Origin of the sequence: Nioella sp. (assembly GCF_965215655.1) — a bacterium.
Classification (GTDB): Bacteria; Pseudomonadota; Alphaproteobacteria; order Rhodobacterales; family Rhodobacteraceae; genus Nioella.
Genome location: NZ_OZ244111.1, coordinates 1,168,491 through 1,194,827, shown reverse-complemented (window position 1 = coordinate 1,194,827; position 26,337 = coordinate 1,168,491). Strand labels below are relative to the sequence as shown.

29 protein-coding genes are annotated in these 26,337 nt (G+C 64.2%); 6 read left to right on the top strand and 23 right to left on the bottom strand.

The window, feature by feature from the left end:
• Positions 1 to 11: 11 nt before the first annotated feature.
• Positions 12 to 1,400: a magnesium transporter gene (mgtE, locus tag ACOOEX_RS06165; RefSeq protein ID WP_420397598.1), complete on the bottom strand. Its 1,389-nt coding sequence runs from the start codon at positions 1,398 to 1,400 to the stop codon at positions 12 to 14.
• A 94-nt stretch (positions 1,401 to 1,494) separates the two neighbouring features.
• Between mgtE and guaD the strand changes: the two genes are divergently transcribed.
• Complete coding sequence (gene guaD / locus ACOOEX_RS06160) at positions 1,495 to 2,775, top strand: guanine deaminase (protein WP_420397597.1); 1,281 nt, start codon at positions 1,495 to 1,497, stop codon at positions 2,773 to 2,775.
• 29 nt (positions 2,776 to 2,804) lie between these two features.
• Here the strand turns inward: guaD and ACOOEX_RS06155 are convergent, their stop codons facing one another.
• The 4 genes from ACOOEX_RS06155 to ACOOEX_RS06140 form a co-directional block, all read right to left on the bottom strand.
• A complete protein-coding gene (locus ACOOEX_RS06155) occupies positions 2,805 to 3,284 on the bottom strand; it encodes a CAP domain-containing protein (protein WP_420397596.1) in 480 nt (159 codons plus the stop codon).
• 5 nt (positions 3,285 to 3,289) lie between these two features.
• Entirely contained in the window at positions 3,290 to 4,654 is a 1,365-nt protein-coding gene (locus ACOOEX_RS06150) for an 8-oxoguanine deaminase (protein WP_420397595.1), read from the bottom strand.
• A gap of 126 nt (positions 4,655 to 4,780) precedes the next feature.
• Entirely contained in the window at positions 4,781 to 5,530 is a 750-nt protein-coding gene (locus ACOOEX_RS06145) for an inositol monophosphatase family protein (protein WP_420398335.1), read from the bottom strand.
• A gap of 132 nt (positions 5,531 to 5,662) precedes the next feature.
• Positions 5,663 to 6,028, bottom strand: coding sequence for a helix-turn-helix domain-containing protein (locus ACOOEX_RS06140; protein ID WP_071688357.1), 366 nt, complete (start codon positions 6,026 to 6,028; stop codon positions 5,663 to 5,665).
• Positions 6,029 to 6,239: 211 nt separating this feature from the next.
• Between ACOOEX_RS06140 and ACOOEX_RS06135 the strand changes: the two genes are divergently transcribed.
• Positions 6,240 to 7,199 (top strand): NADPH:quinone oxidoreductase family protein, encoded by a 960-nt coding sequence (locus ACOOEX_RS06135; RefSeq protein WP_420397594.1) that lies wholly within the window; start codon positions 6,240 to 6,242, stop codon positions 7,197 to 7,199.
• Here the strand turns inward: ACOOEX_RS06135 and ACOOEX_RS06130 are convergent, their stop codons facing one another.
• From ACOOEX_RS06130 to ACOOEX_RS06080, 11 genes are all read right to left on the bottom strand, one after another.
• Entirely contained in the window at positions 7,200 to 7,604 is a 405-nt protein-coding gene (locus ACOOEX_RS06130) for a universal stress protein (protein WP_420397593.1), read from the bottom strand. It lies immediately after the preceding gene.
• 16 nt (positions 7,605 to 7,620) lie between these two features.
• Positions 7,621 to 8,643: an Ldh family oxidoreductase gene (locus tag ACOOEX_RS06125; protein ID WP_420397592.1), complete on the bottom strand. Its 1,023-nt coding sequence runs from the start codon at positions 8,641 to 8,643 to the stop codon at positions 7,621 to 7,623.
• A 63-nt stretch (positions 8,644 to 8,706) separates the two neighbouring features.
• Positions 8,707 to 9,888 carry a UxaA family hydrolase gene (locus ACOOEX_RS06120; protein WP_420397591.1) on the bottom strand — a complete coding sequence of 394 codons (1,182 nt, stop codon included), beginning with the start codon at positions 9,886 to 9,888 and terminating at the stop codon, positions 8,707 to 8,709.
• A 12-nt stretch (positions 9,889 to 9,900) separates the two neighbouring features.
• Complete coding sequence (locus tag ACOOEX_RS06115; RefSeq protein WP_306046517.1) at positions 9,901 to 10,191, bottom strand: UxaA family hydrolase; 291 nt, start codon at positions 10,189 to 10,191, stop codon at positions 9,901 to 9,903.
• 17 nt (positions 10,192 to 10,208) lie between these two features.
• Entirely contained in the window at positions 10,209 to 11,198 is a 990-nt protein-coding gene (locus ACOOEX_RS06110; RefSeq protein WP_420397590.1) for an alcohol dehydrogenase catalytic domain-containing protein, read from the bottom strand.
• Positions 11,195 to 11,956: an SDR family NAD(P)-dependent oxidoreductase gene (locus ACOOEX_RS06105; RefSeq protein ID WP_420397589.1), complete on the bottom strand. Its 762-nt coding sequence runs from the start codon at positions 11,954 to 11,956 to the stop codon at positions 11,195 to 11,197. Before ACOOEX_RS06105 ends, ACOOEX_RS06110 begins: the two co-directional genes overlap by 4 nt.
• A 1-nt stretch (position 11,957) precedes the next feature.
• A complete protein-coding gene (hisD, locus tag ACOOEX_RS06100; RefSeq protein WP_420397588.1) occupies positions 11,958 to 13,265 on the bottom strand; it encodes a histidinol dehydrogenase in 1,308 nt (435 codons plus the stop codon).
• 5 nt (positions 13,266 to 13,270) lie between these two features.
• On the bottom strand, positions 13,271 to 14,599 hold the full coding sequence (locus ACOOEX_RS06095) for a TRAP transporter large permease (protein WP_420398334.1): 1,329 nt from the start codon (positions 14,597 to 14,599) through the stop codon (positions 13,271 to 13,273).
• Positions 14,600 to 14,617: 18 nt separating this feature from the next.
• Positions 14,618 to 15,133 (bottom strand): TRAP transporter small permease, encoded by a 516-nt coding sequence (locus tag ACOOEX_RS06090; protein WP_420397587.1) that lies wholly within the window; start codon positions 15,131 to 15,133, stop codon positions 14,618 to 14,620.
• Between the two features lie 102 nt (positions 15,134 to 15,235).
• Positions 15,236 to 16,384, bottom strand: coding sequence for a TRAP transporter substrate-binding protein (locus ACOOEX_RS06085; protein WP_420394843.1), 1,149 nt, complete (start codon positions 16,382 to 16,384; stop codon positions 15,236 to 15,238).
• A 27-nt stretch (positions 16,385 to 16,411) separates the two neighbouring features.
• On the bottom strand, positions 16,412 to 16,591 hold the full coding sequence (locus ACOOEX_RS06080) for a hypothetical protein (protein WP_420394842.1): 180 nt from the start codon (positions 16,589 to 16,591) through the stop codon (positions 16,412 to 16,414).
• 156 nt (positions 16,592 to 16,747) lie between these two features.
• On the opposite strand from ACOOEX_RS06080, the gene ACOOEX_RS06075 reads away from it, so the two are divergent.
• The gene (locus tag ACOOEX_RS06075; RefSeq protein WP_420397586.1) at positions 16,748 to 17,785 is read left to right on the top strand and encodes a LacI family DNA-binding transcriptional regulator; all 1,038 of its coding nucleotides are present in this window, start codon (positions 16,748 to 16,750) and stop codon (positions 17,783 to 17,785) included.
• A 3-nt stretch (positions 17,786 to 17,788) separates the two neighbouring features.
• On the opposite strand, the gene ACOOEX_RS06070 is transcribed toward ACOOEX_RS06075, so the two are convergent.
• Positions 17,789 to 18,640: a LysR family transcriptional regulator gene (locus ACOOEX_RS06070; RefSeq protein WP_420397585.1), complete on the bottom strand. Its 852-nt coding sequence runs from the start codon at positions 18,638 to 18,640 to the stop codon at positions 17,789 to 17,791.
• A 119-nt stretch (positions 18,641 to 18,759) separates the two neighbouring features.
• On the opposite strand from ACOOEX_RS06070, the gene ACOOEX_RS06065 reads away from it, so the two are divergent.
• The 3 genes from ACOOEX_RS06065 to ACOOEX_RS06055 all read left to right on the top strand — a co-directional run bounded on the left by ACOOEX_RS06065 (position 18,760) and on the right by ACOOEX_RS06055 (position 20,747).
• Complete coding sequence (locus ACOOEX_RS06065; RefSeq protein WP_420397584.1) at positions 18,760 to 18,972, top strand: DUF1127 domain-containing protein; 213 nt, start codon at positions 18,760 to 18,762, stop codon at positions 18,970 to 18,972.
• 147 nt (positions 18,973 to 19,119) lie between these two features.
• Positions 19,120 to 19,902 carry a Bax inhibitor-1 family protein gene (locus ACOOEX_RS06060; RefSeq protein ID WP_420397583.1) on the top strand — a complete coding sequence of 261 codons (783 nt, stop codon included), beginning with the start codon at positions 19,120 to 19,122 and terminating at the stop codon, positions 19,900 to 19,902.
• Between the two features lie 113 nt (positions 19,903 to 20,015).
• Positions 20,016 to 20,747, top strand: a complete 732-nt coding sequence (locus ACOOEX_RS06055) for an SGNH/GDSL hydrolase family protein (protein WP_420397582.1) — start codon at positions 20,016 to 20,018, stop codon at positions 20,745 to 20,747.
• A 129-nt stretch (positions 20,748 to 20,876) separates the two neighbouring features.
• On the opposite strand, the gene rpmG is transcribed toward ACOOEX_RS06055, so the two are convergent.
• The 6 genes from rpmG to gor all read right to left on the bottom strand — a co-directional run bounded on the left by rpmG (position 20,877) and on the right by gor (position 26,263).
• Positions 20,877 to 21,044 (bottom strand): 50S ribosomal protein L33, encoded by a 168-nt coding sequence (rpmG, locus tag ACOOEX_RS06050; RefSeq protein WP_007799108.1) that lies wholly within the window; start codon positions 21,042 to 21,044, stop codon positions 20,877 to 20,879.
• Between the two features lie 94 nt (positions 21,045 to 21,138).
• Entirely contained in the window at positions 21,139 to 22,416 is a 1,278-nt protein-coding gene (chrA, locus tag ACOOEX_RS06045; RefSeq protein WP_420397581.1) for a chromate efflux transporter, read from the bottom strand.
• Positions 22,417 to 22,576: 160 nt separating this feature from the next.
• A complete protein-coding gene (locus ACOOEX_RS06040; RefSeq protein ID WP_071688381.1) occupies positions 22,577 to 22,774 on the bottom strand; it encodes a DUF2065 domain-containing protein in 198 nt (65 codons plus the stop codon).
• 3 nt (positions 22,775 to 22,777) lie between these two features.
• Positions 22,778 to 23,683, bottom strand: coding sequence for a protease modulator HflC (gene hflC / locus ACOOEX_RS06035; protein ID WP_420397580.1), 906 nt, complete (start codon positions 23,681 to 23,683; stop codon positions 22,778 to 22,780).
• Between the two features lie 3 nt (positions 23,684 to 23,686).
• Positions 23,687 to 24,817, bottom strand: coding sequence for an FtsH protease activity modulator HflK (gene hflK, locus ACOOEX_RS06030; RefSeq protein WP_420397579.1), 1,131 nt, complete (start codon positions 24,815 to 24,817; stop codon positions 23,687 to 23,689).
• Between the two features lie 87 nt (positions 24,818 to 24,904).
• Positions 24,905 to 26,263: a glutathione-disulfide reductase gene (gor, locus tag ACOOEX_RS06025; protein WP_420397578.1), complete on the bottom strand. Its 1,359-nt coding sequence runs from the start codon at positions 26,261 to 26,263 to the stop codon at positions 24,905 to 24,907.
• Positions 26,264 to 26,337 lie beyond the last annotated feature (74 nt).

Genomic DNA, 26,337 nt, shown 5'->3' with positions numbered 1-26,337 from the left:
CCGTTGAAGGCCTAAAGCAGAACCGCCGCTGCCAGCCCGAGAAACGCGAAGAACCCCACCACATCCGTCACCGTCGTCACGAAGGCGCCCGAGGCCAGGGCCGGGTCGATCTCCAGCTTGTCCAGCGCCACCGGAATCAGGATGCCCGCCAGCCCCGCGATCACCAGGTTGATCACCATGGCGACCGCGATAACCCCGCCAAGCGCCGCCGATCCGAACCAGAACAGCCCAACGGCCCCCATGACGGCGGCAAAGATCAGCCCGTTGATCAGGCCCACCCCTGCCTCTCTCATCACCACGCGCATCAGGTTCGACCCGGTCAGGTCGCGTGTTGCGATGGCGCGCACCGCCACGGTCAGACTCTGCGTGCCCGCATTGCCCCCCATCGAGGCCACGATGGGCATGAGCACCGCCAGCGCCACGAATTGCGCAATCGTATCCTCGAACTGCGCAATGACCAGCGAGGCAAAGATCGCCGTGATCAGGTTGACGAACAGCCAGGGAAAGCGCTGGCGCGTGGTATCCAGCACCCTGTCCGACAGGCTGCCCTCGCCGACACCGGCCAGTCGCAGGATGTCCTCCTCGGCCTCGTCTTCCAGCACGATCATGGCATCGTCGATGGTGATGACCCCAACCAGCCGTCCGTCATCATCAACAACCGGCGCAGAAATCAGGTGATACTGGTTGAACGCATAGGCCACGTCGGCCTCTGGCTGGCTGACCGGGATCAGCACGAACGTGTCCTCGATGATATCGCGCAGCGCCACCTTGCGTTGTGTCGACAAAAGCCGCCCGAGGGTCACGTTGCCCACGGGTTTCATGCGCGGATCGACCAGGATCAGGTGGTAGAACTGCTCCGGCAGTTCCGTCGTCTCGGCGCGCAGGAAATCGATGGCCTCGCCGACGGTCCAGAATTCCGGCACCCGCACGACCTCGCGCTGCATCAGGCGGCCTGCGGAATATTCCGGGTAGGTCAGCGCCTCTTCGACCGCGGCCCGGTCGGCATCGTCCAGCGCACCCAGAATCGCCGCCTGCTGGTCCGCATCTTCCAGGTCTTCCAGCAGATCGACGACGTCGTCGCTTTCCATGTCGCGCACGGCTTCGGCCAGCAGCGGCGCGGGCAGCAGGTCGATCACATCCTCGCGGATGCCTTCGTCAAGCTCCGACAGAACCTCGCCGTCGATGCCTTCGCTCCAGAACAGAAGCAGCGCTTCCCGTTCCGAATGGGACATCTGTTCCAGAAGGTCGGCGATGTCGGCGGGGTGCAGCGGCTCAAAAAGCGCGGCGATACGGTCCGGGTTCTGGGCCTCTATCGCATCCAGAACATCGTCATAGAGAGAGGCATCCAACGCATAGGCGTCCTCCGGCAGGTCCGATTTCTGGAGTTCGTCCTTCGCCATTCGCCCCCGCCTTGAAAGTCTTTAACGCTTTTTCGGATAACATACCCGTGCGCCCTTGGATATGACAGGGACCGGGCCGGGAAAAGGACAGATTATGACAGACACACTCCTTCTTGGGCAGCTTCTGCGGTTTGACGCCGATCCTTTTGTGGCCGGGGTGGACGCCGCCCGCCATGACAGCCACGGCGCGGTGCTGATCCGGGATGGCAAGATCGCCGATCTGGGTCAGGCCGACGACCTGCTTGCCGCCTATCCCGGCGCTGATGTCGTGGATCACGGACAGGGGCTGATCCTGCCGGGCTTCGTCGATGCACACGCGCATTATCCACAGACCGCGATGATCGCCTCCTGGGGCAAGCGGCTGATCGACTGGCTGAACACCTATACCTTCCCCGAAGAGATGCGGTTCGCCGACCCCGCCTATGCGGCCGACATCGCGGCGCGCTATTTCGACCTGACCCTGTCGAACGGCACCACCACGGTCGCCAGCTATTGCACCATCCATCCCGAAAGCGTGGACGCTTACTTTGGCGAGGCGCAGCGCAGGGGTCTGCGCGCACTTGCGGGCAAGACCTGTATGGACCGCAACGCACCCGAAGGTCTGCGCGACAGCGCGCAGGCGGCCTATGACGACAGCAAGGCGCTTCTGGAAAAATGGCACGGGGTGGACCGGTTGGGCTACATCATCACGCCCCGCTTTTCGCCCACATCGACGCCCGATCAGCTCTCCGCCCTTGGCGCGCTATGGGCGGAACACCCCGATTGCCTGATGCAGACGCATCTGAGTGAACAGACCGATGAGATCGAGTGGGTCAAGGGGCTCTACCCCGAGGCGCGCGATTACCTCGATACCTACGAGGCGCATGGGCTGCTTGGCGTGGGCGGCCTTTACGGCCACGCGATCCATCTGGAGCCGCGGGAGATCGACAGGCTGCGAGAGGTCGGCGCGGCACTTATTCACTGTCCCACCTCGAACACGTTCATAGGCTCGGGGCTCTTTGATATGGGCCTCGCGGGTGGTCCGATCCGGGTAGGTCTCGCCACGGATACCGGCGGCGGGTCGAGCTTTTCGATGCTGCGTACCATGGCCGCCGCTTATGAGATCGGCCAACTCAGGGGCCGTGCCCTGCACCCCGCCGAGCTGATCTGGCTGGCAACCGAAGGCTCCGCCCGCGCGCTTCGGATCGACGACAAGGTGGGCCGTGTGGCCAAGGGGATGGAGGCCGATCTGGTGGTGCTGGATCTCGCCTCGACCCCCGCCATCGCGCAGCGATCTGCCCGCGCCGACACGCTCTGGGAGGCGCTCTTCCCGACCATCATGATGGGCGATGACCGCGCGATTGCAGAGGTTCGGGTCGCGGGCCGCAAGGTCTGAGCGGCCCGGCCAGGGTCAACACGCGCCCCTTAGCAGGGCCGTGCCAGCACCATCACCCAATGATCACCCGCCCGGGCAAAGCCGAATTGTTCGGCGCGCGGGTGCAGGATATTGGCGCGGTGGCCGGAGGAGGCCATCCAGTCGCCCATGACAGCCGCCTCGCTGGTCTGACCCATGGCGATGTTTTCCGCCGACAGGCAGGCATTGTAGCCAACCGCCGTGATGCGGGCGTGCACATTGGACCCGTTCGATCCGCGATGCCCGAAGAACCCGCCCTGCATCTGGTCATGTGCATGGGTCAAGGCCACGCGATCCAGCTGCTGCGAGCGGCTGACAGGGGGAAGCCCGACAGAGCTGCGCTGCTGGTTCATCATCGTGACAACACCCCCGTTGGAGCCAAGCGGCGCGCTGACCGGCACCGCCCGCGTGGCCGAAGGCGCGGTGGTGCCGCCCATGCAGCCCGCCGTCATAAAGGCCGCCGCCACAAGGGACACAATCTGTAAACGCATGGTCGCTATCCTGTTCCGCCCCCACGGCTATCAGAGACTCTCATCGCAAGGGCCAAGGCAAGCTTGCGTTGCTTTTCGATAAGAACAGGTAAATCCACGCTCAAAAGTGTTCCCATTGAGACGATTTTGCGACCTTCCACGAAAAGGTCACGGGTTTTCATCGGGCCCGCCAGCAGGATTGCGGCCATGTCCCAACTGCCGGCGGCCTCCACGCCGGTCATGTCCCAGATCGCGATATCGGCGCGTTTTCCCACGGCGATCTGCCCGCAATCGGACCGCCCCAGCACCTCGGCCCCGCCGCGCGTGGCGATGCGCAAAGCCTCGCGCGCACTCATCGCATCGGCCCCTTGCGAGACCCGTTGCAGAAGCATCGCCTGGCGCGCCTCAGCCACCAGATTGCCCGAATCGTTCGAGGCCGACCCGTCAACACCAAGCCCCACCTTCACGCCCGCGTCCCTCATCTTGCGCACTGGCGCGATGCCTGATCCAAGGCGGCAGTTGGAACAGGGGCAATGGGCCACGCCGGTCCCGGTTTTCGCAAATAGATCAACCTCTTGCCCGTCGAGCTTCACACAATGCGCGTGCCAGACATCGTCCCCCGTCCAGCCCAATTCCTCGGCATATTGCCCCGGACGGCAGCCGAATTTTTCAAGGCTGTAAGCAATATCTTCATCATTTTCGGCCAGATGGGTGTGCAGCATCACCCCCTTGTCGCGGGCCAGCAGCGCCGCATCCCGCATCAGCTCGCGACTGACAGAGAAAGGAGAACAGGGCGCGATCCCGACCCGACACAGAGAGCCTTCGGACGGATCGTGGAACGCATCGACGACACGGATACAGTCCTCCAGAATGGCGCTTTCGCGCTCTACCAGGCTGTCGGGCGGCAGACCGCCATCGCTTTCCCCGATGCTCATCGCGCCTCGGGTCGGGTGAAACCGCATGCCGATCTCGGCCGCAGCGGCAATGGTGTCATCGAGCCGCGCACCGTTTGGATAAAGATAGAGATGGTCAGAGGTCAGCGTGCAGCCCGACAGCGCCAGTTCCGCCAAGCCGGTCTGGGCAGAGACGAACATCTCTTCCGGGCCAAAGCGCGACCAGATCGGGTAGAGCGTCTGCAACCAGCCAAAGAGCAGCGCATCCTGCGCGGCGGGCACCGCACGCGTGAGGCTCTGGTAAAGGTGATGGTGGGTGTTCACGAGACCGGGTGTCACGAGGCAACCCTCAGCCAAGTGGATCTCTCCGCCCTCCAGCCCATGGCCGATCTCGGCAATGACGCCGCCCCGAATGCGGATATCCGCGCCCGCAAGTTCGGTGCCTGCATCATCCATGGTCAGAATATGGGATGCGGATTTGATGATGATATCTGTCATGTCAGCCCTCAAGGTTCCGAAGCCCGTTTCGGTGAGAGGATCAGGGCGGGCCGACAGAAGACGGGCAAAGGACTCGGGTCACCGCGCAAAGTCAGACTAGGCCAGTCCCCTGCCACGCCTCAAGTCTCAGACAGGCTGAAGCAGTTTCAGGGCCGCGCCATGCAATCCCGCGCTGGAGGCTGCCAGAACCTGCCCGCCCTCATGCACCGGACCGCCCTGCCAATCGGTGACGATGCCGCCCGCCGCCTCGATCACCGCAATGAGCGCGGAGATGTCGTAGGCGTTCAGTCCCGCCTCGATAACCAGATCCACCTGCCCCGCCGCCAGCAGCGCATAGGCGTAACAATCCATGCCATATCGGGTCAGCCGAACCCGGTCGCGAACACGCTCGAAGGCCAGCCGCTCGGCCTCGGTCCCGACCTCAGGGAAAGTCGTGAACAGGGTCGCCTGTGCCAGCGATCCGGAGGGTTGAACGGCAAGCGGCATGACCCCATGGGGGCCGCTCACAACCGCTCGCCCCAACCCGCCCTCGAAGCGTTCGCCGATATAGGGCTGGTCAACGATCCCATAAAACGGCCCGTCCCGGTCCTGCAAGCCGATCAGAACGCCCCAGGTAGGCGTGCCGGAGATGAAACCGCGTGTGCCGTCGATGGGGTCGAGCACCCAGGTCAGGCCGCTTTGCCCCTCGGTCACCCCGTGTTCTTCGCCAAGAATCGCATCCTCGGGCCGACGTTCCGCCAGTACCGCGCGCATGGCGGTCTCGGCATCGCGGTCGGCAATGGTGACGGGGTCAAAGCCATCGTTCAGCTTGTTCTCTGCCGATAGCCCCGCGGTGCGAAAATGCGGCAGGGTGGCGCTGCGGGCGGCGTCGGCCATGGCGTGGGCCGTGGCCAGCAGCTCGGCGGCAAGCGCGGGGGGCATCGTGGAACGGGTCAACATAGGCGGGCCTGTCTTGCGGAAAGCTCCCGCCTCGGGTGGCACGGGGCGCGCGCCCCGTCAAGCCAAGGCTCAGGCAGCGGCACCCGACAGCACGCGGGCCAGTTCGAACAGCTGGCGGCGCTGGTTTTCCGGAATCGCGTAGTAAGAGCGCACCAGTTCCTGCGCTTCCTTGTCGGCCAGCACGTCGCCGGGCAGCGCTGTGCCCGCATCCACGCCACCTTCGAGCCCCTCGAAGAAGAAGCTGACAGGCACCTCAAGCGCGGCGGCGATTTCCCACATGCGGGACGCGCTGACACGGTTCATCCCGGTCTCGTATTTCTGGATCTGCTGGAACTTGATGCCGACCCGCTCGGCCAGTTGCTGCTGTGTCATCCCCACCATCCAGCGGCGGTGGCGCACACGTTTGCCAACATGGATATCTACCGGGTGTTTCATGGCTGTCTCCTGTCGCAGCGGCTTGCGGGTCCTGCACTCTGGCAGACTACTGGATCTAGATAGGGTTGCACGGTCGGATGTCACGTCGCCCGATGTACTTGTCACGCACAATAAAATCCTTCGCGGTGAAATGCATTAGGACGCATTGTCCCGGTTGCATCGCGGCGCAGGGGCGCTAGCTTGCGTTGAATTTCCCGCAGGAGGATCCGCAATGCGCGCCTTTCGACTGAGCCGTTTCGACACCGCCCCCGCCGTGGAGGATATCGACACCCCCACCCCGAGACAGGGTGAAGCCTTGGTGCGGATCGCGGCCTGCGGGCTCAATTTCGCGGATCTGCTGATGCTGAAGGGCAGCTATCAGGACACGCCGGAGCTGCCCTTCACCATGGGGATGGAGATCGCGGGCACGGTCGAGACGCTTGGGCCCGACACGGACGGCCCCGCCCCCGGCACGCGGGTGGCGGTCTTTGCGGGCCAGGGCGGGCTGGCTGAGGCGGGATGCTTTCCGGTGGACCGGATGACCCCCATCCCCGATATGATGTCCTTCGATGAGGCGGCGGGGTTTCTCGTCGCCTATGGCACCTCGCATCTGGCGCTTGGGCACCGGGCGCGGTTGCAGAAGGGAGAGCGGCTACTGGTTCTGGGCGCGGCAGGCGGCGTGGGGCTGACGGCGGTGGAAATCGGCGCGCGGATGGGGGCGGAGGTGATTGCCTGCGCGCGCGGCGCGGCCAAGCTGGAGGTGGCCAAGGCCGCCGGGGCCAGGCATCTGATTGACAGCGAAACGCAGGATATCCGCGCCGAGGTGAAGGCGCTTGGGGGCGCGGACGTGGTCTATGACGCCGTGGGCGGCGAGCAGTTCAAGGCGGCGCTGCGCGCGACCAATCCCGGCGGGCGGCTCATCCCCATCGGCTTTGCCAGCGGCGAGGTGCCCCAGATCCCGGCCAATATCCTGCTGGTGAAGAATCTCGACGTGATCGGGCTCTACTGGGGGGGCTACATGAAATTCGCCCCGCAGATCCTGACCGCCAGCCTGGCGGAGCTGTTCGCCATGTACGAGGCAGGCGGTCTCAAGCCCCATATCGGGGCAACCTACCCGCTGGATCAGGCTGGCGACGCCATGGCGCTGCTCAGGTCCCGCAAATCCACCGGCAAGGTCGTGGTCACGCCCTGATCAGCGCAGCACATGCACCGCGCAGGGCGCATGGCGCACGATCCGGGCAGAGGTGGAGCCGAGCAGGTAGTCGCCGATGCCGGGCTTGTGCGAGCCGACGATGATCAGGTCTGCACCCTCTTTCGCGGCATAGTCTGTCACGTCGCGCCCCGAGTGCCCCTTGATGATCACCGGACGAACATCATCGGCATCGCCGATGCGTTCGGCCAGACCGGCGCGTACCTTGTCCAGCGCCTGCCGGACAACCTCATCCGGCACATAGGCCCTGACTGATCCGTGCAGCTGCTCGAACACGTGCAGCGCGATAATCTCGCCTCCGTCATCCTTCAGCTTGCGGGCAAGCTCCAGCGCCGTGGGGGCAAAGCCCTGGTCGAGTGCCAGTGAGACGATGATCTTCTTGTACATGGGGTTTCTCCCTTTCCTAGGCCTGGGTCGCCGGGCGATCGGCCAGTTCATGCGCGATGGCAAGATAGTGGACCGGCACGCACAGCCCGTCCAGTTGGGCCGCCCGCAGCTGCTTAAGCCGCCTCTCGCCGGGCAGGCGTGTGCCGTCTTCTGCCGAAACAAGCGACAGAAGTGTCTCCAGCCGCGCGGCGAAATCATGTGCAGGGCTGTCAGGCCGCAGGATCAGCAGGAATTGCCCGACGCCGGGGGGCGGGCCATCGGCGGTGAAGAAGGATCCGGCCTCGGCGCTGAAAGCAGCACTTGTCAGGACCGTGGACAGGATCTCGACCATCAGCGCCAGCGCCGTGCCCTTGGCCCCGCCGATGGGCATCATGGAGCCCTGCAGCGCCGCCTCCGGGTCCGTCGTCGGCTGGCCCTCGGCATCCAATGCCCAGCCTTCCGGGATCGGCAGGCCGGATTTCTTCGCGTGCATGACCTTTCCGCGCGCCACCTGAGACAGTGACAGGTCGATCACCAGCGGATCGGCCCCGTCGCGCGGGACGGCGAAGGCAATGGGGTTGGTGCCAAAGACCGGCGCGGATCCGCCCCAGGGCGCAATCGCCTTGGGCGTATTGGCCATCATCAGCCCGATGAACCCTGCCCGCGCGATCCGGTCCACCTGCACGGACAACGCGCCTGCGTGGTGGGATCGGGTGATGGCCACCGAGGCCATGCCGAGTTCGCCAGCCACTTCCAGACCCTGATCCACCGCCAGATCGAGCGCCGGAAACGCGAAACCGTGATCGGCATCCACAACGATCTGAGTGGGAGAAAGCGCCCTTGCACTGGGAACCGCCCCGGCATTGACTTTGCCCGATCGGGCCTGCGCCACGTAGTCAGAAAGCCGCGAAAACCCGTGGCCCACCTGCCCCTCTGCCTCGGCCGATACAAGCGCAGTGGCCACTGACCGGGCAGCATCGCCGGTCAGGCCAGCGCCGCGAAAGGCGCGAAACAGGAGGTCCGTCGCATCGGCCATGCCGATACGGGAGGTTGAGGTCATGGGCTCAGGTCCGTTCAGAAAAGATCCGGGCGGCAGGAGGATCCGCCGCCCGGGACTGCGCGGTTAGGCGCTGCGGTAAAGTTTGGTCATCGAGAATTCCCGATGGCCGAGCGCTTCTGCCGCGGTGTTGCGGCCATTGGCGGTGCGCCGGATCATCTCGATCAGGGCGTCGCCCGCCTCGTCGATCGTCTGATCCCGGCGCAGGATGCCCGACACGTCCACGTCGATATGCTCGCCCATGGTGCGCACGGTGCGCGGGTTCGCGGTGATCTTGATCACCGGAACGATCGGGTTGCCGACCACATTGCCTTGCCCGGTGGGGAAGGTGTGGATCACGGCACCGCCCGCGGCCATCAGGGTCACGCATTCGGCCGCGGCAGAGGAGCTGTCCATGAAGTAGAGACCCGCGCCCGACGAGGGCTGCTCTGCCGGGTCGAGAATGTCGATATATTGCGACGTGCGGCCGATCTTTTCGAGATTGCCGAGCGCCTTTTCCTCGATGGTCGTCAGACCGCCCAGGATGTTGCCCTTGGTGGGCTGGCTATCGGACAGGTCGTCGGTCTGGTGGGCGAAGATCACCTCGTCCTGATAGGCCTTCCACATCTTGTACCAGCGCTCGCCCACCTCTTCGTTGATGGCGCGCTTCTGGCAGATATGCTCCGCCCCGGTGATTTCCGAGGTCTCGCCGAAGAAGCCGGTGATGCCTTCGGGCAGCAGCTTGTCATACATGTTGCCGACCGTCGGGCAGGAGCCGAGACCGGTAGTGGTGTCGCTTTCGCCGCATTTGGTGGAAACCCAAAGCTCCGAGATCGAGCACTCTTCGCGCTGCACTTCGGTGGCCTTGTGGACGAAGTCCTTGGCGGCCCAACTGGCGGCACGGATGGTTTCGAAATCGCCCTTCTGTTCGATCGAGAACTCGGCCACTTCCTTGCCGGTGGTGCGGATGCCGTCGGCAATGCGGCGGGTCCATTCCGGCTCGATCCCGATCACAACGACCGAGTGCACATTGGGGTTCGACCCGGTGCCGATCATGGTGCGGAAATGCGTCTCAAGGTCTTCGCCGAACTGAAGGCGGCCATAGGCATGGGGCAGCGCCATGGTGCCCTTGACGTTATTGGCCACGGCCTCGCACGCCGCGTTAGAGATATCGTCGACGGGCAGGATGATCACGTGATTACGCACACCCACGCGGCCGTTTTCGCGCCGGTATCCCATGAAGGTGATGTTGGAATATTTCGATGCCATGTTGTTGGCTCCTTACCAGCGCTTGGTTTTGCAGTTGTGGGTGTGCACATGCGCGCCCTTGGGAATGTCGGCGATGATCTTGCCGATGTCTTCGCCGTACTTGATGGCGGTGTCGCCTTCCTTGAGGTCCTTCAGCGCGATCTTGTGCCCGATCGGTACATCCGCCCCGGCGGTCAGGGTGAAGGTGGAGTTGTCATGGGTCACGCAGCAGAACATCTCGGTGCCTGCGGTGAGCCCCTCGACCACGACCACGCCGACATTGTCTTCGTGATCATGCACCAGAAGATGCGGGATGTTTGACATTTTGGTCTTTCCTCGTGTCAGGGTTTGAGAATGATTTTCGGGGCCGGCACGCTGCCCCCCCGGATGTCGGCAAAGGCCTGCTGGCCTTCTGCCAGATGGCGCGTCTCGGTCCAGTCGAGGGGACCGAGCGCGCCGGAGAACATGGCCGCGCAGGTGTCGCGGAAATCCTGTGCGGTATAGGTGTAGGTGCCGATGAAGGTGATCTCTTGCAGGGTCATCCGCCGGATATCGAGCCCGCCTTCGGAAGCCCCAAGCCCGATATGGCCGATCACGCCGCCAGGGCGGGTATGGGCCGAAGCCGTGGCGCGGGTGGCGGGGTAGCCCACCCCGTCGATGATCAGATCGACCATGTGGCCCTTGGCCAGATCGTCGGGCGCGATCACGTCGAAGCCGCGTTTCTTCAGGTATTCGGCCCGGATCGGGTTGGGCTCGATCACCTGCACATCGGGCACACCCTGCGCTTTCAGGCTGAGTGCAGCACCGACGCCGATGGGACCACCGCCGATGACAAGGGCGGTCAGGCCCTCGCGCGGCTCATCGCGCAGCACGTCGAGCGCCAGGCGCACGGTGTGCCAGCCGCAGGCAATGGGTTCGGCCAGCGATGCCTGTTCCAGCGTCACGTGATCCGGCACAGTCGCAAGGTTGCCCTCGGGCATGGCCACTAACTGCGCAAAGGCGCCTTCACGCGGCGGCATGGAGATGATCTGGCGGCTGGCGCAGAGGTTCTCGCGCCCGGTCGTGCAGGGCTTGCAGGTGCCGCAGGTCACGAGCGGATTGATCGTCACCCGCTCACCATCCCGCGCGCCACCCATGATCACGCCCGCTGCCTCATGGCCAAGGATCAGCGGCGCGGGGCGGCGTTCATCATGGCCCAGAAAGGCGTGCATGTCGGACCCGCAGATGCCGACACTGTCGACGCGGATCATGACCTCTCCGGGAGCGGCAACCGGATCGGGGCAGTCGGTGACCATCAGGGCCTCGGGGCCGGTATAAACAAGCGCTTTCATTTTGCCGTGAACCCCCCGTCCACCATCAGGATTTGCCCGGTCACGTAGGACGAGGCGTTCGAGGCCAGGAACAGCAGCGGCCCGTCTATGTCGCTCAGGTCGCCATTGCGGCCGATGCAGGTTTGTGCCGCGTTGCGGGCGGCGCGTTCCGGGTCGCTGAACACGGCCCCCGTCAGCTCGGTCGGGAAGAAGCCCGGCCCGATGGCGTTTGCCGTGATCCCGTGGGGCGACCAGGCCTCGGCCATGGCGCGGGTAAGCTGCGCGATGCCGCCCTTGCTGGCGCCGTAGGCGATGCCGCCCGGAAACGCGCGGCTGGATTGCAGCGAGGCAAAGTTGACGATCCGGCCCCAGCCTTTTTCCTTCATCCCCGGTGCCAGCATCTGCGCGAGGAAGAAGGGCACCGAGAGGTTCAGCTCCAGCGTGACGTCCCAGCCCGATTCCGTGACCTCGTCGGCGGGCTGGCGGGTGTTGATGCCCGCCGCCGTCACGAGGATATCCGGCGCGCCGAACGGCGCGGACAGGCGGTCTGCCAGTCCTTCCCGCGCGGAGCGGTCCGCTAGGTCACAGGCCACCACGGCGGCCCTATCCCCGGTTTCCGCCTGCCAGTCGGCCAGCGCCTCTGCCCGGCGGGCAACGCCCACGACCTCAGCCCCCGCCGCCGCCAGTACCGACGCCGCCCGACGCCCGAGGCCGGAACTGGCCCCGGTGACGCAGGCCACGTGGCCCGTCAGGTCGAAGAGGCCGGATGGGTTGTCCATGTCAGCCCTCGGCGCTGAGGTCGAAGACCTCGTCGGGGAAATACTTGTGCAACCGGATATCGGCGGTGCGGGCGTGGCCCTCCATCCCCTCCAGCCGGGCGATGCGCGCGGTGGCCTCGGCAACCGGCTTGGCCCCCTCACGCGTGGCGCGCTGCCAGGTCACGATCTTCATGTATTTGTGCACAGAAAGCCCACCGGTATAGCTGGCCGCGCCCGAGGTGGGCAGAACGTGGTTCGTACCCGACGCCTTGTCGCCAAAGGCCACGGTTGTTTCCTCGCCCAGGAAGAGAGAGCCGTAGCAGGTCAGCCGGTCGAGCCACCAGTCTAGGTCCTCGGCCTGCACCGTCAGGTGCTCGGGCGCATAGTCATCCGAACAGGTCGCCATTTCCTCGCGATCTGCACAGAGGATCACCTCGGCATAATCGCGCCACGCGGCGGTGGCGTTGTCGCGGTTCACCTCGGGCAGATCGTTGATCAGGTCGGGCACCAGACGCATGACCTCCTCGGCCAAGGCGCGGTCGTCGGTGACCAGCCAGACGGGCGAGTTATAGCCATGCTCCGCCTGCCCCACGAGATCCGTCGCCACCACCATCGGGTCGGCGGTTGAATCGGCCAGGATCAGGCTGTCGGTCGGACCCGCGATCATGTCGATGCCGACGCGACCGAAGAGGATGCGCTTGGCCTCCGCCACGAACTGGTTGCCGGGACCGACGAGGATGTTGGCCTTGGGCAGACCGAAGAGGCCGAAGGTCATCGCCGCAACGCCCTGCACGCCACCCATGGCCATGATCTTGTCGGCCCCGCAGATATGGGCCGCGTAGATGATGGCAGGCGCGACGCCCACGCCGGGATGCGGAGGCGAACAGGCGGTGATGTGGCGGCAGCCCGCGACCTTGGCGGTGGTCACGGTCATGATGGCGCTGGCCACGTGGCTATAACGCCCGCCCGGCACGTAGCAGCCCGCCGCGTCCACGGGGATCGCCTTCTGCCCTGCGATCAGGCCCGGCACGACCTCGTATTCCACATTGGCGACGGTTTCCTTCTGCCGCTCGGCGAAGCGCTTCACGTTGTCATGGGCAAAGCGGATGTCAGCCTTGAGCTTTTCGGGCACCAGGGCGCAGGCGGCCTCGATTTCCTCGGGGCTGAGGATGATGCTGCCCTCGTATTTGTCGAACTTGGCCGCGTATTCCAGCGCCTTGGCGTCGCCCCCCGCCTCGATATCGTCGAGAATCCCCTGCACGATCTTGTGCGTCTCGGAGGCATCGCTCTTCGAGGTCAGGGTGGCTTTCTTGAGATATTCTCTCGGCATTTCGGTTACCTGTATAGTTCGGGAAGAAGGGTGGTGGAGATCGCGGGGACGTAGGCGATCAGCAGTGTCACGATCAGCATGAAGAAGACGAAGGGGATGGCGCGATGCGCGATCCTGAGGATCGACTCGCCGGTGATCCCTGACACCACGAAGAGGTTGAGCCCGAGCGGCGGGGTGATGAAGCCCACCCCGAGCGCAGTGATCATCATGATGCAGAACTGCACCTCGTTCATGCCGATATTGTCAGCCAGCGGCTTCAGGATCGGCGCGAGGATCACGATATTGGGCGTGGTTTCCATGACGCAGCCCGCCGCGATCAGGATCAGAACCATCATGCCGATCAGCACGTATTCGTTGTCGCTGAGCGAAGTCAGCGCACCGACGAAGCCCTGCGGCACGCCGATAATGGCCAGCGCCTCGGCCAGCGGGATCGAGAAGGCGATAATGGGCAGGATCACCCCGTTCACCTTGGCGGAGCTCACCAGCATCGCCGGGAAGTCCGACAGCTTTAGCGTGCCCAGGATGAAGCCAATGGCGATGGTGACGACCACAGCGACGGCACCCGCCTCGGTCGGGGTCAGGCGGCCCGAGAAGATGCCGTAGAAGATGATGCCGGGGACAAGGAAGGCGTACCAGCCGGATTTGATCGTCCGCCACAGGTTCGCGCGCCATTCCGCGGGCGTCATGATGCCGCCGCCTTCCCAACCGTTGAGGCGGTTCATCACCACGTTGGTGGCAAGGATCGACAGCAGGATCAGGATGCCGGGGATCAGCGCGGCAAGGAACAGGGTCGAGACTGCTATACCCAGAACAAGTCCGATGATGATGTAAGCGATCGAGGGCGGGATCAGGATGCCGGTACAGGCCCCTGCCGCGACAAGCGCACAGGCATAGGGGCGCGGGTATCCGCTTTCGACCAGCCGGTCGATGGTCATCCGGCCCACAGCGGCAGCGCCCGCCGCGTCAGAGCCCGAGATCGCCGCGAACATGCCGCAGACCAGGACGGTGGCGGATCCGAAGCCACCTTTCGCCCAACAGGTCAGTGCCTCGGCCACGTCGAGAAATTTTCGGGACAGCCCGGTTCGGACCAGCACGTCCCCGGTCAGGATGAAGAGCGGAACGGCGGTCAGCGCGAATGCGTCGATGCCGCTGAAGAGCTTCTCGCCCAACAGGCTGAGCGGCAGCGCGCCGGACCAGACCAGCATGAGGATCGTCGAGACACCGATCGAGGCCCAAACAGGCACCGCCAGGGCGACCAGAACGACGAAGATGATCACGGGGCCGTAGAAATCCCATCCAAGCTGAAGGGAGGTTTCTTGCAGGGCTTGCCACATCATGGTGCAGATCCTCCCTTAATCGAAGAGTTTGTCGCCTTCGTAAACGGGCCTGCCGTTGCGAAGGTCAGAGATGTCACGAAGGAACGACTGCACCAGCCGGAAGATGACCAGGGCGAAGCCGAAGGGAACGGCGAAAAGGAAGAAGTAATAGCCGATGCGCAGACCATGCGTGACCGAGCCGAAGACCCAGGACACGTGCACCGCCTCCCACGACCAGTAGAGCGCGATCACCGAGACACCGAACATAACGATGTCACCGAGGATATAGAGCAGCGCCTTCACCCGCGGCCCGACGTAGTTCATGATCACGTCGATGCGGATATGGCCCCGCTCGCGCACCGCAGCGGCGGCGCCGATCCAGGCCAGGTAGATGAAGGAATAGCGGACGATTTCTTCGCCCCAGATCGAGGAATAGGACAGGATTTCCCGCCGCAACACCTCGATCGCCATTGTGACGACCAGCATCACGTAGAAAACAAGCAGGAGCCAGCGCTCCGCGTTCCTGTCGATGGCATCATACAGTCTGGACATGGCCCCTCCGCCCCGGGTCACCGGCTCCATCTCGTCACAAGTTGTGGGAGTTGGGATAAGGACCGGCGCAGTGCTTGCGCGCCGGTCCGGGATTTGTCGATCTTACGCGTCGTGGACGTAGTAGCGGCCCATGGTGCCTGCGGCCTCTTCGAGGCGCGCGAAGGTTTCCATGTCGCCGGCGAGTTCCGTCTTGAACTCGTCCCATTCGCTGCGCTGGTAGCCGCCAGCGGCCTGCCATTCGGCCAGCTGGTCGTCGCTCAGAGAGTGGAACTCCACTCCGAAGTTGCGCAGCTCGGCCATCGCATAGGCGCGCGCCGCCGGGACCTTCGCCAGGTTCTGCTGCGTCGTGATCTCGCCGGCAAACTCAATGCCTTCCTGCACGTCGGCGGGCAGGGAGTTGAACCATTCCAGGTTCATCGAGAAGACCTGCCCGTCTGGCACCGCCTGGGTGAAGGTCACGTGGCTGAGAATCTCACCGAAGCCGAAGACATGCAGCGCGCCGACCGACGGGTCGAGCGCATCGGCCACGCCCTGACGGATCGCCGACGGGGTTTCGCCCCAGGCCACCGGGGTCGGGTTCGCGCCAACCATGCGGTAATACTGCTGCAACATGGCGGAGCCCGGAACGCGGAACTTGACGCCTTCCATGTCAGCCGGGGTGATGATCGCATCGCCGCCCTGACGCACGGCCACGACACGCGGGTCGATGACGACATAGTAAAGCGGCTTGAAGCCCGCCTCCGCGATGCGCGGATGCACGGTGCTGTTCCAGGTCTCGGAGTTGACCAGGTTGGTGAAGCGCTGGTTGGAGCCACAGAAATACGGCAGGTTGATCAGGTCAACAGCCGGCGCGAAGGGCGCGAAGTTGGACAGCGAGTGCTGCGCACATTGGATGGTGCCGCCCTGAACCGCCTGCGCCAACGCCCCACCGGCGCCAAGCTGACCGCCTGGCGCGAGACGCACATAGACCTTGCCGTTGGTCAAGTTCTGGATGTTTTCCTTCAGGTCCAGCTGCATGATCGGGTAGCTGCGGGATGCACCAAGCACATAGGCGGTGGCCAGCGTCATGATGTGGTCAGCCGCGTCCTCACGCTCACGCTCCTCCTGCGCGGTTTGTGCGACGGCCTGATCGGACCACAGAACGCCCCCTGCCCCGGCAACCATGGCAGCGGTAAAGCCACCGGTCCCTGCCAGCTTGAGGAAATTCCGCCGTTCGGCCGATTTCAGCTCCTGCTTGTCTTTGAAGTCCATTCCGCTTCCTCCCTTAGTTTCGCGGTCTTATTCGTCAGCGTTGCGCCGGGCCTCTGCCTTCAGAATGCCGGACACGAACGTGATGGATGTCAGGAAGAGGACGATCATTTCAGCCACATCGCCCATGAACGCGGCGTCAGCGAAGGCGCCAAGCACGACATTGGCGAGGAAGATCAGAAACAAGACTGCTGAAATTGCGAAGACCATGGTTCCTCCCGAACTCGGCAAAAGTGCCGATTCGAAGCCAGTGTAAGCGCTTACACGACCCCATGCAAGCGCTTACACTTGTGCTTTGCCCTCGCTCACCCTTAACGTAAGCGGTAAGGACAGCCTCAAACCCGGAAGAAAGGCAGTGAATTTGACATGACCGCCAAGGCCCCACAGGTCCCGCGCCCCGTCCCCACGCTGGAGGATGTCGCCCGACTGGCCGGGGTTTCAACAGCCACGGTTTCGCGCTGCCTGAACACGCCGGACCGGGTCGTGAAATCCACCCGCGAGCGGGTGCTGTCAGCGGTCGACCAGTTGGGATACGCCCCAAATTTCGGCGCACGGGCGCTGGCGGCGAAACGCACCAACACCATTGGCGCGATCATCCCGACGATGGAAAACGCAATCTTCGCGCGCGGGCTTCAAGCCTTTCAGCAAGAGCTCGGGCTGCACGGGCTGACGATGCTGGTTGCCAGTTCCTCCTACAACCAGGAGGTGGAGCACGAACAGATCCGCACGCTTTGCGCCCGGGGGGCCGACGCGCTTTTGCTGATCGGCCACCACCGCAGTCAGGAAACGCTGGATTTTCTGGAGGCGCGGTCGGTGCCGGTGCTGGTGGCCTGGGTCTATGACCCGGACAAGCTGCAACCCTCCATCGGTTTCGACAACCGGGCCGCCATGCGTGAGATGGCTGAACTGGTGATTTCCAAAGGCCATCGGCGGATCGGGGTGATCTCGGCCCCCTGTAGCTCCAACGACCGTGCCAGTGAGCGGGTGGCGGGCATCCGCGAAGCCATGGCTGCAGCCGGCATGACGCCAGATATGATGGTGCTGAGCGAGACCCCCTATTCGGTCGAAAACGGCAGCAGCACATTCAGCGAGATGATGAGCCAGCCGGACCGGCCAACCGCTGTCATGTGCGGAAATGACGTGCTGGCCGTCGGCGCATTGCGCGCGGCACGACAGATGGGGCTTTCGGTGCCCGGTGACGTTTCCATCACCGGTTTTGATGATATCGAACTGGCGCAACTGGTTGAGCCGCCTCTGACGACCGTGCATGTGCCGCATCGCGACATGGGCCGGATGGCGGCACGGCTATTGGTGCAACAGCTCAACGGTGATGGCCCGGTGGCCAGCGTCCGGTTGGACACCTACCTCTGTGACCGCGAGACGCTCGGCCCGGTTCCGGGCTGACGCCTACATGGCCCGATAGGCCTGCCGCACCATGTCGGCCAGCGCCTGCACGGGTTCATCCTTGGCCATCTCAGCCCCATACATGTTGATCTTGATGGTCGGCAGGTCAGGCAGCGCGCCGTTGTGGCGGATGCGTTCCACATAGGGCGGCTCGGCCCCCTCGACACAGGCATGCACCGCCAGATCGGCGCTGATCGAGGCCTCGACCGTGCGGGAATTGTCGCTTTCCACCGCCATCTCCCAGCTGATCCCCGCGTTATCCAGTGCCTCCTGGACCGGTTTGCGGAAGATGCACAGCTGCTCGAAGGCCAGCCGCAGGGGACGTTGCCGCCATTCATTGCCCTTGATCGCCCCCACCCAGACCAGCGGGCGTTCCTGCAAGGTTTCGCCGCCGCTGTCCAGCGCGGATTCCGTGGTCAGGGCAAGATGCACCTCGCCGCGTTCCAGCATCCGGCGCAGCCGCGAGGTGTAGGAGCTGACAAGTTGCACCTTCATTCTCGGGAAGGCCGCGTTGAACCGGTGCAGCACCTGCGGAATGGCGGGATAGACGATGTCGTGGGGCACCCCGAGAAACAGCTCGCCCTCGTAGTCCCGCGATGTCAGCCGCATCAGGACCTCGTCATTTAGGGCGAGCATCCGACGCGCATAGCTGAGCATCTGCTCCCCGGAATTGGTCAGCGCCATCTTGCGCGCCGAGCGGTCCAGAAGGGACACGCCAACGCTTTCCTCCAATCGCTTGAGCTGCATCGACACCGCCGATTGAGTCAGGTTCAGCAGGCCACTGGCCTTGGTGACTCCACCCGCATCGGCCACGGTGACGAAGGCGCGCAGGGCGGTCATGTCGAGGTTTCGCATTCCATCAAGCCTTGTGATGCTAACATTCAAAAACATTCATTTTCATAATGCACATAGCGCGACTATCTATCAACCATCGAAATATGACAAACGCCGCCCATCACGAAATGGAACATCCCATGGCCCACACGCTCGCCCGCTTCGCCGTCTCCGCCCCGCGCCGCACCTCCGGCATCGCCTTTTTCCGCGCCGCCGTGGCCGCATGGCGCCAGCGCCGCGCGCTGGAACGTCTGGATGCCAATGCCCGCCGCGATCTTGGCCTGACCTGCGCGGATGTGGCCCGCGAATCCGCGCGCCCGGTCTGGGACGTGCCGCAAAGCTGGTTGGTCTGAGACCCGGCCCGGTCCATTTGCCGAAAAAAGACGGTTCTCCCTGTCCGGCAATGCTTGAAATGGCGCCCTGTCTTACCGATATTGTCGGGTAAGGCGGGGCGTTTTGCGTACCCGCCACGAAACATATGCCTTTCTTCGGAGGACCAGATGGCACAATTCGACACGATCCGCGCCGGGGCCGGTGGCGTCAGCGCCGCACAGATCGACGCGGGCCTGCGCGCCCACATGAACAAGGTCTACGCGACCATGTCCATCGGCATGCTCATTACAGCGCTTGCTGCTTGGGCGATCGCGGGCCTTGCCGTGACCACCGATCCCGTTGGCGCAACCTACATGCTGCGTGAAGGCGAATACCTCTCTGGCGTGGGTGAGGCGATCTATCTCAGCCCGCTGAAATGGGTTGTGATGTTCGGCCCGCTGGCCTTCCTGTTCTTCGGCTGGGGCGCATTGATGAGCCGGGGTTCGGCGGCCGCGGTGTCGTTCGGCTTCTTCGTCTTCGCCGCTGCGATCGGCGTGTCGATGAGCTCGATCTTCCTCGTCTACACCGATTACTCGATCGTGCAGACCTTCCTTGTGACTGCAATCGCCTTCGCCTCGCTCAGCCTTTACGGCTACACGACGAAGCGCAACCTGTCGGGCATGGGCACCTTCCTGATGATGGGTGTGATTGGGCTTCTGATCGCGATGATCGTGAACATCTTCTTGCAGTCGCCTGCGATGATGTTCGCCATTTCGGCCATCGGTGTGTTGCTCTTCGCGGGCCTCACCGCCTTCTACACGCAGGACATCAAGAACACCTATGTCGCCCACGCAATGCATGGCGATCAGGAGTGGCTGGAAAAAGCCGCCATCGACGGCGCGCTCAGCCTCTACATCAGCTTCCTGAACATGTTCCAGTTCCTGCTGATGTTCATGGGCTCTCAGGAATAACGCCAAGCCAGATGACGCGATTTGAGGCCGGGGATCATCCCCGGCCTTTTTCTTTGCCCACTGACGCCATGTCGCCGGTTCCCTTGCGCCGGCCTGGCCCTATGCTGCCCGTCATGGATCGCCTGCTTGCCCCACTTCTGTCGCCTCTCCTGATCGCCCAGGCCCTGCGCCTGCGCGCCCGTGCTCTGCGCCTGCCGGAACCGCCCGGCCCACGACGCGGTGAGGTCGGTCGAGGGCCTGATCTGCGCCTGCTGATCCTTGGTGACAGCTCTGCCGCCGGGGTGGGGGCCCCGCATCAGGAGGAGGCGCTGAGCGGCCAGCTTGCCGCCGCCCTCGCCCCGCATTGCCGCCTGAGTTGGCAGTTGGAGGCGAGGACCGGTGCCACCAGCCGCAGCACGCTGACCGATCTGGAGACCCTGCCCCGGCAGCCCTTCGACATCGTGCTGCTGGTTCTCGGCGTCAATGATGTGACCAGCTTCGCCCCCCTGCCCCGAATCCTTGCCGACCGGGAGCGGATCGCGCAGGCCTTGTCCGACCGGTTCGATGCCCCAATGCTGATCATCACCGGTATCCCGCCGCTCGGGCAGTTCCCCCTGCTGCCCGCCCCCCTGCGCTGGATCCTCGGGCATCGCGCCACGCGGCTGGAGCGGATGCTTGCCACACGGGCCGAATGCGCCGGGCATCCTTACCTGCCCTTTACCATGCCGATGCAGAGGAATCTGATGGCGGAAGACGGATTTCACCCCTCTCCCCTCGCCTATGCCCGTTGGGCCGAGGCCTTGCAGCCGCATCTGCTGTCTCTGCCCGTTTCGGCACGCGAACCGGACGAGCCTCCGCAACACTGATCTCGGATGACTTCAGCACCGCTCGGGCGGGTCCGAATGCCGTGATCCAAGGCATCTCCCCAAACAGAAACCGGGCCGCGACTGGTATCAGCGCGGCCCGGTTCTAAGACTTACCTGGACAGGGTCAGATCACTTGATCTTGCCTTCCTTGTATTCCACGTGCTTGCGCACGACCGGGTCATACTTCCGTACGGTCATTTTCTCGGTCATGGTGCGTGCATTCTTCTTGGTCACATAGAAGTGGCCGGTGCCCGCCGTGGAATTCAGGCGGATCTTGATGGTGGTCGGCTTCGCCATGTCAAACTCCTGCAAAGCGGGGCGCGGGGGGCAGACGATCCCAAGCGCTCGTATCTCTGGTTGAGCGCGTCTTTTACCCTTGCGCCATGTGGTGTCAACCGAAAAGGGGCAGAATTCCGAAGCTCCACACCGCTCCGGCCGCTGCCATGGTGCCAAGAACCGCCAGAAGGTCCCATTTGCGCTGCATCAGCAGCCAAGCCGCCAGCCCCGCCAACAGAATCGCGCCGGGGTCGATTGTCGACAGATCTGGCAACCAGAGCGTGGCGGGGCCAAGCGCCGTTGCCGTGACATCCGTGAAAAAGACGTGCAGCGTGAACCAGATCGACAGGTTCAGAATCACCCCGACCACGGCGGCCGTGATCCCCGACAGCGCCCCGTTGAGACGCGGCTGCGCGGTGATCCACTCCACATAGGGCGCAAAGGCGAAGATCCACAGGAAGCAGGGCACGAAGGTAACCCACAGCGTCACGCAGGCCGCCAGCAGGCCGAGCCCCAGCCCCCCCTGCCCGGCCCCGGCCAGGAACCCCACGAACTCCGTCACGAGAATCAGAGGCCCCGGCGTGGTTTCCGCCAGCCCGAGCGCATCCATCATCTGCCCCGTGGTCAGCCAGCCGAAATCGCCCACCACCTGCTGCACCATATAGGCCAGCACCGCATAGGCCCCGCCGAAGGTGACAACGGCCAGCTTGGAAAAGAAAAGCCCCACTTCGGTCAACAGGCTGCCCGGGGCGATCCCCCAAAGCAGGGCCAGCGGCCCCAGCCAGAGAGCGCCCCAGATCAGGACGGTCCGCAGACTGCGCATCAGGGATACGGGCGGCGCTTCCGCGTCTTCTGCCTTGCGGCCCATCAACAATGCCCCAAGCAGCGCCGCGACCGCGATGATCAGCGGAAATGGCAAGCTGAAGGCGAAGAGCCCGAGAAACGCCAGCGCCGCCAAACCATAGGCCAACCGCCCCTTCAGGGCCTTGCGGCTGACCCGCAGCAGTGCCTCGATGACAACGATGATCACGGTGGCCTTGATGCCGAGGAACAGCGCCGCGACCAGCGGCACCTGCCCGAAACTGACATAGAGCGCCGCCAGCAGCATCACCACCAGCGCCCCCGGCGCCACGAACAGCCCGCCCGCGATCAGCCCGCCCCGCGTGCCATCCCGCCGCCAGCCCGCATAGGTCGCCAATTGCATCGCCTCTGGCCCGGGCAACAGCATGGTGAATGACAGGGCCCCGAGGAACTGCCGCTCGCTTAGCCAGCCCCGCCGCTCGACCAGCTCGCGATGCATCAGCGCGATCTGTGCAGCCGGTCCGCCGAAGGACAGAAGCCCGATCCGCCCGAACACGCGGATCATCTCCGCCACATCCTGCCGCGTCTGCATATACGGACCCACCTGTTGCCACTGAGCCCAGAAACCGGCATTGGCCTTCGAACACAACCCCCCGCGTCTTCATGGCACCGACAATTGCAGCGGATTTGCAGGAGCGAGCCCGGGGCGACGTGGCGAAGCCACGGCGAAACCGAAGCTCACCTTGGCGGGGTCAGCCGCCCAGAAGGTTGCTCAGCACCGCGAGCCCGGTGCCGATCACCAGCGCGCCGAACCCCGCAATTCGCAGGGTCTCTTCCGGCTCGTGCTGCATGCGCCGCATCAGGTCCTTCATGAGCGAAGGGGCCAGCGCATAGGCCAGCCCCTCGATCACAAGCACCAGTCCGAGCCCCCAGAGGATCGTCTGGATCATCGTTTACTCCGCAGGCGCGGGCACGACCACAGGGGCACGGCCACCGGGCTGCCCGAAGAAGTCGAAGAACGCGCTGTCAGGGTTCAGGACAATCGACGAGTTCTCACCGTTCAGGGCCCGTTCATAGGCGGTCATTGAGCGGTAGAATTCGAAGAAATCCGGGTCCTGACCGAAGGCTTCCGCGAAGATCCGGTTGCGCTCGGCATCGGCCTCACCCCGGATGATCTCGGCTTCGCGGTTGGCGTCCGATACCAGCTCGACCACGGTCCGGTCGGCCTGGGCGCGGACGCGCTGTGCGGCTTCCTCACCGCGGGCGCGTTCGTCGGTGGCTTCCCGTTCGCGTTCCGCCCGCATTCGGGCGAAGGTGGCTTCGAGGTTCTGAAGCGGCAGCGCAGTCTGTTTCAGACGCACGTCCAGCACATCAAGACCAAGCGGCGCGGCCAGGGCGCGGGCCTGAAGGGTGATCCGCTGCATCAGTTCGGCCCGGTCCGAGGACAGGATGGTGTTCGACGTGACTCCATCGGCACCCAGAACCGCGCGAATCTGCGGGTTCAGGATGTCTTCCAGCAGCCGGTCAGCCTCTCGTAGACCGCCGCCGCCAACGGCCAGACGGAACTGGCGGGTGTCGATGATGCGGTAGCGGGCGAAGGCGTCGACGACCAGACGCCGGTCATCCGAAGGCGTGACCTCGATCGGCGCGGTGTCGAGCGACAGGATGCGGTCATCGTAGAACACGACCTGTTCGAAGATCGGGATACGGAAGTTCAGGCCCGGTTCCTCGATCTCGGTCCGGATGTCCCCGAAGCGCAGCACCAGCGCGCGCTGGCGTTCGTCCACGATAAAGACCGAGCTCATAATGATCGCCACGACGATCACGATGGCGGGGATGATGAAAGTTGCCTTACGCATGGCTCAGTTCCCCCGGCTGCGAAGTTCGTTAAGCGGCAGATAGGGCACGACACCCCCGGTGCCACCCGCGGCGTCTGTGTCGAGGATGATCGTTTCCATCCCGCCGAGCACGCGCTCCATGGTTTCGAGATAGAGACGCTGGCGCGTCACCTCAGGGGCAAGCAGGTATTCTGCCAGAACCGCCGAGAAGCGGCTGGCCTCACCCTGGGCTTCGTTCACGACCTGAGCGCGGTAGCCTTCTGCTTCTTCGAGCAACTGCGCGGCTTCACCGCGCGCCCCGGCGAGAACTTGGTTGGCATAGGCATCGGCCTGACGTTCCAGCCGGTCGCGTTCCTGTTCGGCCGCCTGCACGTCGCGGAAGGCGTCGATCACTTCGACCGGCGGGTCGGCGCGGTCGAGGTTGAGACGCACCACGTTGATGCCCGAATCATAGCTGTTCAGCGTGGTCTGGATCAATTCCTGCACGGTGTCGGCGATGATCTGGCGGTCGCGGTTCAGGATCGGGGCCAGTTGCGATGCGGCGATGATCTCGCGCATGGCGGCCTCGGACACGGCGCGCACGGTGGCCTCGGGTTCCGCGAGGTTGAAGAGATAGGCCTCGGGGTCGGAAATGTTCCAGACCACTTCGAAGTCGATATCGACGATGTTTTCATCGGTGGTCAGCATCAGGCCTGTGTCACCACCGCCCGAGCGGGCAATTCCGATGGATTCCGTCCGGTTGGTCGTGACTTCGACGATCTCTGCCGTGACCAGCGGCCAGGGCGCGAAGTTCAGGCCCGGATCGCGGACCGCGAAGCGTTCACCAAGGAACAGCTCGACCGAGCGTTCTTCCGGCGCAACCGTGTAGACCGAGGCGTAGGCCCAAAGCGCCGCTGCCGCGACGAGGCCGATGATCACGGTGCCGCGCCCGAATTGCGGGCCTTCGCCACCGCCGGAACCGCCGCTGCCGCCACCACGACCGCCCATCAGGACGCGCAGCTGTTCCTGGCCCTTGCGGACAATCTCGTCAATTTCGGGGATCTGCTGACCCTCGCCGGGGCGTCGCCCGCCGCGATTGTCATCGTCATTTCCCCTGTTTCCTCCGCCACCGGAGCCGCCACCGCCGCCCCAGGGTCCGCCAGAATGTCCAGCCATGCCGGTTTCTACCCCTTGTTATTGCGTGAGCGCGCCCGGAAGGCGCACCCGTTTCCATACGCTACCTGTGCCCCTTGGCCCGGAAAATCAAGCCGTGCGCACAGGTGTTTTCATCGTCACCAGTTCCTCGGCCATGGTCGGGTGCACCGCCATGGTCCGGTCGAAGTCCTCTTTCGTGGCCCCCATCTTGACGGCGATCCCCGCCAGTTGGATCAATTCACCCGCATGATCGCCCACCAGATGCACGCCCAGAACCTTGCGCGTATCGGCGCAGATGATCAGTTTCATCAGCACCCGTTCCTCATGCCCGGCAAAGAGCGTCTGCATGGGGCGGAAGGCGGCGGAATAGACCTCGATGGGGCCTTCGTCACGCGCCTGTTCCTCGGTCAGACCCACGGTGCCCAGTTCCGGCTGCGTGAACACGGCAGAGGGGATCAGGTCATGATCAGCCTTGCGCGGCGTGCCGCCAAAGACGGTATCGGCAAAGGCGTGGCCTTCGCGGATCGCCACCGGGGTCAGGTTCACCCGGTCGGTCACGTCGCCCACGGCGAAGATCGAGGGGATGTTGGTCTGGCTGTAATCATCGACCTTGATCTCGCCATTGCGGCCCATATCAACGCCGATCTCTTCCAACCCAAGACCGGCGCTGTTGGGTTTGCGGCCCGTGGCATAGAGCACTTTTTCGAAGACCTGCTCCATCCCGTTGGAGGCCTTGACCCAAATGCCTTCCTCCACGGCCTTCATCTCCAGCACGTCGGTGCCCACATGCAGCTCCACCCCGCGGGCCTGCATGGCGTCGGCCACATGACCGCGCGCCTCGTCATCGAAGCCGCGCAGAACCTGCGCGCCGCGATAGAACTGGGTCACTTCTGTACCGAGCCCATTGAAGATGCCGGCGAATTCACAGGCGATATAGCCGCCGCCAACGATGAGGATGCTTTCGGGCTGGCGGTCGAGCTTGAACACCTCATTCGAGGTCATCACGAGGTCAGAGCCGGGGAAGTCCGGTACGAAGGGCCAGCCGCCGGTAGCGACAAGAATATGTGCAGCGGTGAAGGTCTGGCCATCAGATAGTTCCACCGTGTGGGGGTCTTTCAACACCGCGCGGGCGTTATGCGTCACCACGCCGGACCGGTCCAGATTGCCGCGATAGGCCGCTTCCAGCCGGTCAAGCTCAGCGTCCAGCTTGGCGCGGAACTTGGTCCAGTTGAACCCGTGCACCTCGGCATCCCAGCCATAGGCGGCGGCATCATGCACCTGACCCGGATAGCCCGAGGCGTAGACCATCAGCTTCTTGGGCACACAGCCGCGAATGACGCATGTGCCGCCCATGCGGTATTCCTCGGCCAGTCCGACCCGCGCGCCATGTTCCGCCGCGATCCGGCCCGCGCGCACGCCGCCAGAGCCGCCGCCGATGACGAAAAGATCATAGTCAAACTGGCTCATGGCCTGCTCCTCAATCGCTGTTTGTGACGTGCCGCAGCTAGGGGTTTGCCTGCGAAAAGGCCATACGCATCAGC

Excerpts from the sequence above, each read along its gene's own strand:
- hisD (WP_420397588.1), bottom strand. The coding sequence starts at position 13,265 with ATGCCGAGAGAATATCTCAAGAAAGCCACCCTGACCTCGAAGAGCGAT.
- mgtE (WP_420397598.1), bottom strand. The coding sequence starts at position 1,400 with ATGGCGAAGGACGAACTCCAGAAATCGGACCTGCCGGAGGACGCCTAT.
- ACOOEX_RS06155 (WP_420397596.1), bottom strand. The coding sequence starts at position 3,284 with ATGCGTTTACAGATTGTGTCCCTTGTGGCGGCGGCCTTTATGACGGCG.
- guaD (WP_420397597.1), top strand. The coding sequence starts at position 1,495 with ATGACAGACACACTCCTTCTTGGGCAGCTTCTGCGGTTTGACGCCGAT.
- ACOOEX_RS06060 (WP_420397583.1), top strand. The coding sequence starts at position 19,120 with ATGGCACAATTCGACACGATCCGCGCCGGGGCCGGTGGCGTCAGCGCC.
- chrA (WP_420397581.1), bottom strand. The coding sequence starts at position 22,416 with ATGCAGACGCGGCAGGATGTGGCGGAGATGATCCGCGTGTTCGGGCGG.
- ACOOEX_RS06070 (WP_420397585.1), bottom strand. The coding sequence starts at position 18,640 with ATGCGAAACCTCGACATGACCGCCCTGCGCGCCTTCGTCACCGTGGCC.
- ACOOEX_RS06085 (WP_420394843.1), bottom strand. The coding sequence starts at position 16,384 with ATGGACTTCAAAGACAAGCAGGAGCTGAAATCGGCCGAACGGCGGAAT.
- ACOOEX_RS06110 (WP_420397590.1), bottom strand. The coding sequence starts at position 11,198 with ATGAAAGCGCTTGTTTATACCGGCCCCGAGGCCCTGATGGTCACCGAC.
- ACOOEX_RS06115 (WP_306046517.1), bottom strand. The coding sequence starts at position 10,191 with ATGTCAAACATCCCGCATCTTCTGGTGCATGATCACGAAGACAATGTC.
- gor (WP_420397578.1), bottom strand. The coding sequence starts at position 26,263 with ATGAGCCAGTTTGACTATGATCTTTTCGTCATCGGCGGCGGCTCTGGC.
- ACOOEX_RS06150 (WP_420397595.1), bottom strand. The coding sequence starts at position 4,654 with ATGACAGATATCATCATCAAATCCGCATCCCATATTCTGACCATGGAT.
- ACOOEX_RS06125 (WP_420397592.1), bottom strand. The coding sequence starts at position 8,643 with ATGACCTCAACCTCCCGTATCGGCATGGCCGATGCGACGGACCTCCTG.
- ACOOEX_RS06075 (WP_420397586.1), top strand. The coding sequence starts at position 16,748 with ATGACCGCCAAGGCCCCACAGGTCCCGCGCCCCGTCCCCACGCTGGAG.
- ACOOEX_RS06135 (WP_420397594.1), top strand. The coding sequence starts at position 6,240 with ATGCGCGCCTTTCGACTGAGCCGTTTCGACACCGCCCCCGCCGTGGAG.
- ACOOEX_RS06130 (WP_420397593.1), bottom strand. The coding sequence starts at position 7,604 with ATGTACAAGAAGATCATCGTCTCACTGGCACTCGACCAGGGCTTTGCC.
- ACOOEX_RS06145 (WP_420398335.1), bottom strand. The coding sequence starts at position 5,530 with ATGGCCGACGCCGCCCGCAGCGCCACCCTGCCGCATTTTCGCACCGCG.
- rpmG (WP_007799108.1), bottom strand. The coding sequence starts at position 21,044 with ATGGCGAAGCCGACCACCATCAAGATCCGCCTGAATTCCACGGCGGGC.
- hflK (WP_420397579.1), bottom strand. The coding sequence starts at position 24,817 with ATGGCTGGACATTCTGGCGGACCCTGGGGCGGCGGTGGCGGCTCCGGT.
- ACOOEX_RS06095 (WP_420398334.1), bottom strand. The coding sequence starts at position 14,599 with ATGTGGCAAGCCCTGCAAGAAACCTCCCTTCAGCTTGGATGGGATTTC.
- ACOOEX_RS06090 (WP_420397587.1), bottom strand. The coding sequence starts at position 15,133 with ATGTCCAGACTGTATGATGCCATCGACAGGAACGCGGAGCGCTGGCTC.
- ACOOEX_RS06140 (WP_071688357.1), bottom strand. The coding sequence starts at position 6,028 with ATGAAACACCCGGTAGATATCCATGTTGGCAAACGTGTGCGCCACCGC.
- ACOOEX_RS06120 (WP_420397591.1), bottom strand. The coding sequence starts at position 9,888 with ATGGCATCGAAATATTCCAACATCACCTTCATGGGATACCGGCGCGAA.
- ACOOEX_RS06080 (WP_420394842.1), bottom strand. The coding sequence starts at position 16,591 with ATGGTCTTCGCAATTTCAGCAGTCTTGTTTCTGATCTTCCTCGCCAAT.
- hflC (WP_420397580.1), bottom strand. The coding sequence starts at position 23,683 with ATGCGTAAGGCAACTTTCATCATCCCCGCCATCGTGATCGTCGTGGCG.
- ACOOEX_RS06040 (WP_071688381.1), bottom strand. The coding sequence starts at position 22,774 with ATGATCCAGACGATCCTCTGGGGGCTCGGACTGGTGCTTGTGATCGAG.
- ACOOEX_RS06105 (WP_420397589.1), bottom strand. The coding sequence starts at position 11,956 with ATGGACAACCCATCCGGCCTCTTCGACCTGACGGGCCACGTGGCCTGC.
- ACOOEX_RS06065 (WP_420397584.1), top strand. The coding sequence starts at position 18,760 with ATGGCCCACACGCTCGCCCGCTTCGCCGTCTCCGCCCCGCGCCGCACC.
- ACOOEX_RS06055 (WP_420397582.1), top strand. The coding sequence starts at position 20,016 with ATGGATCGCCTGCTTGCCCCACTTCTGTCGCCTCTCCTGATCGCCCAG.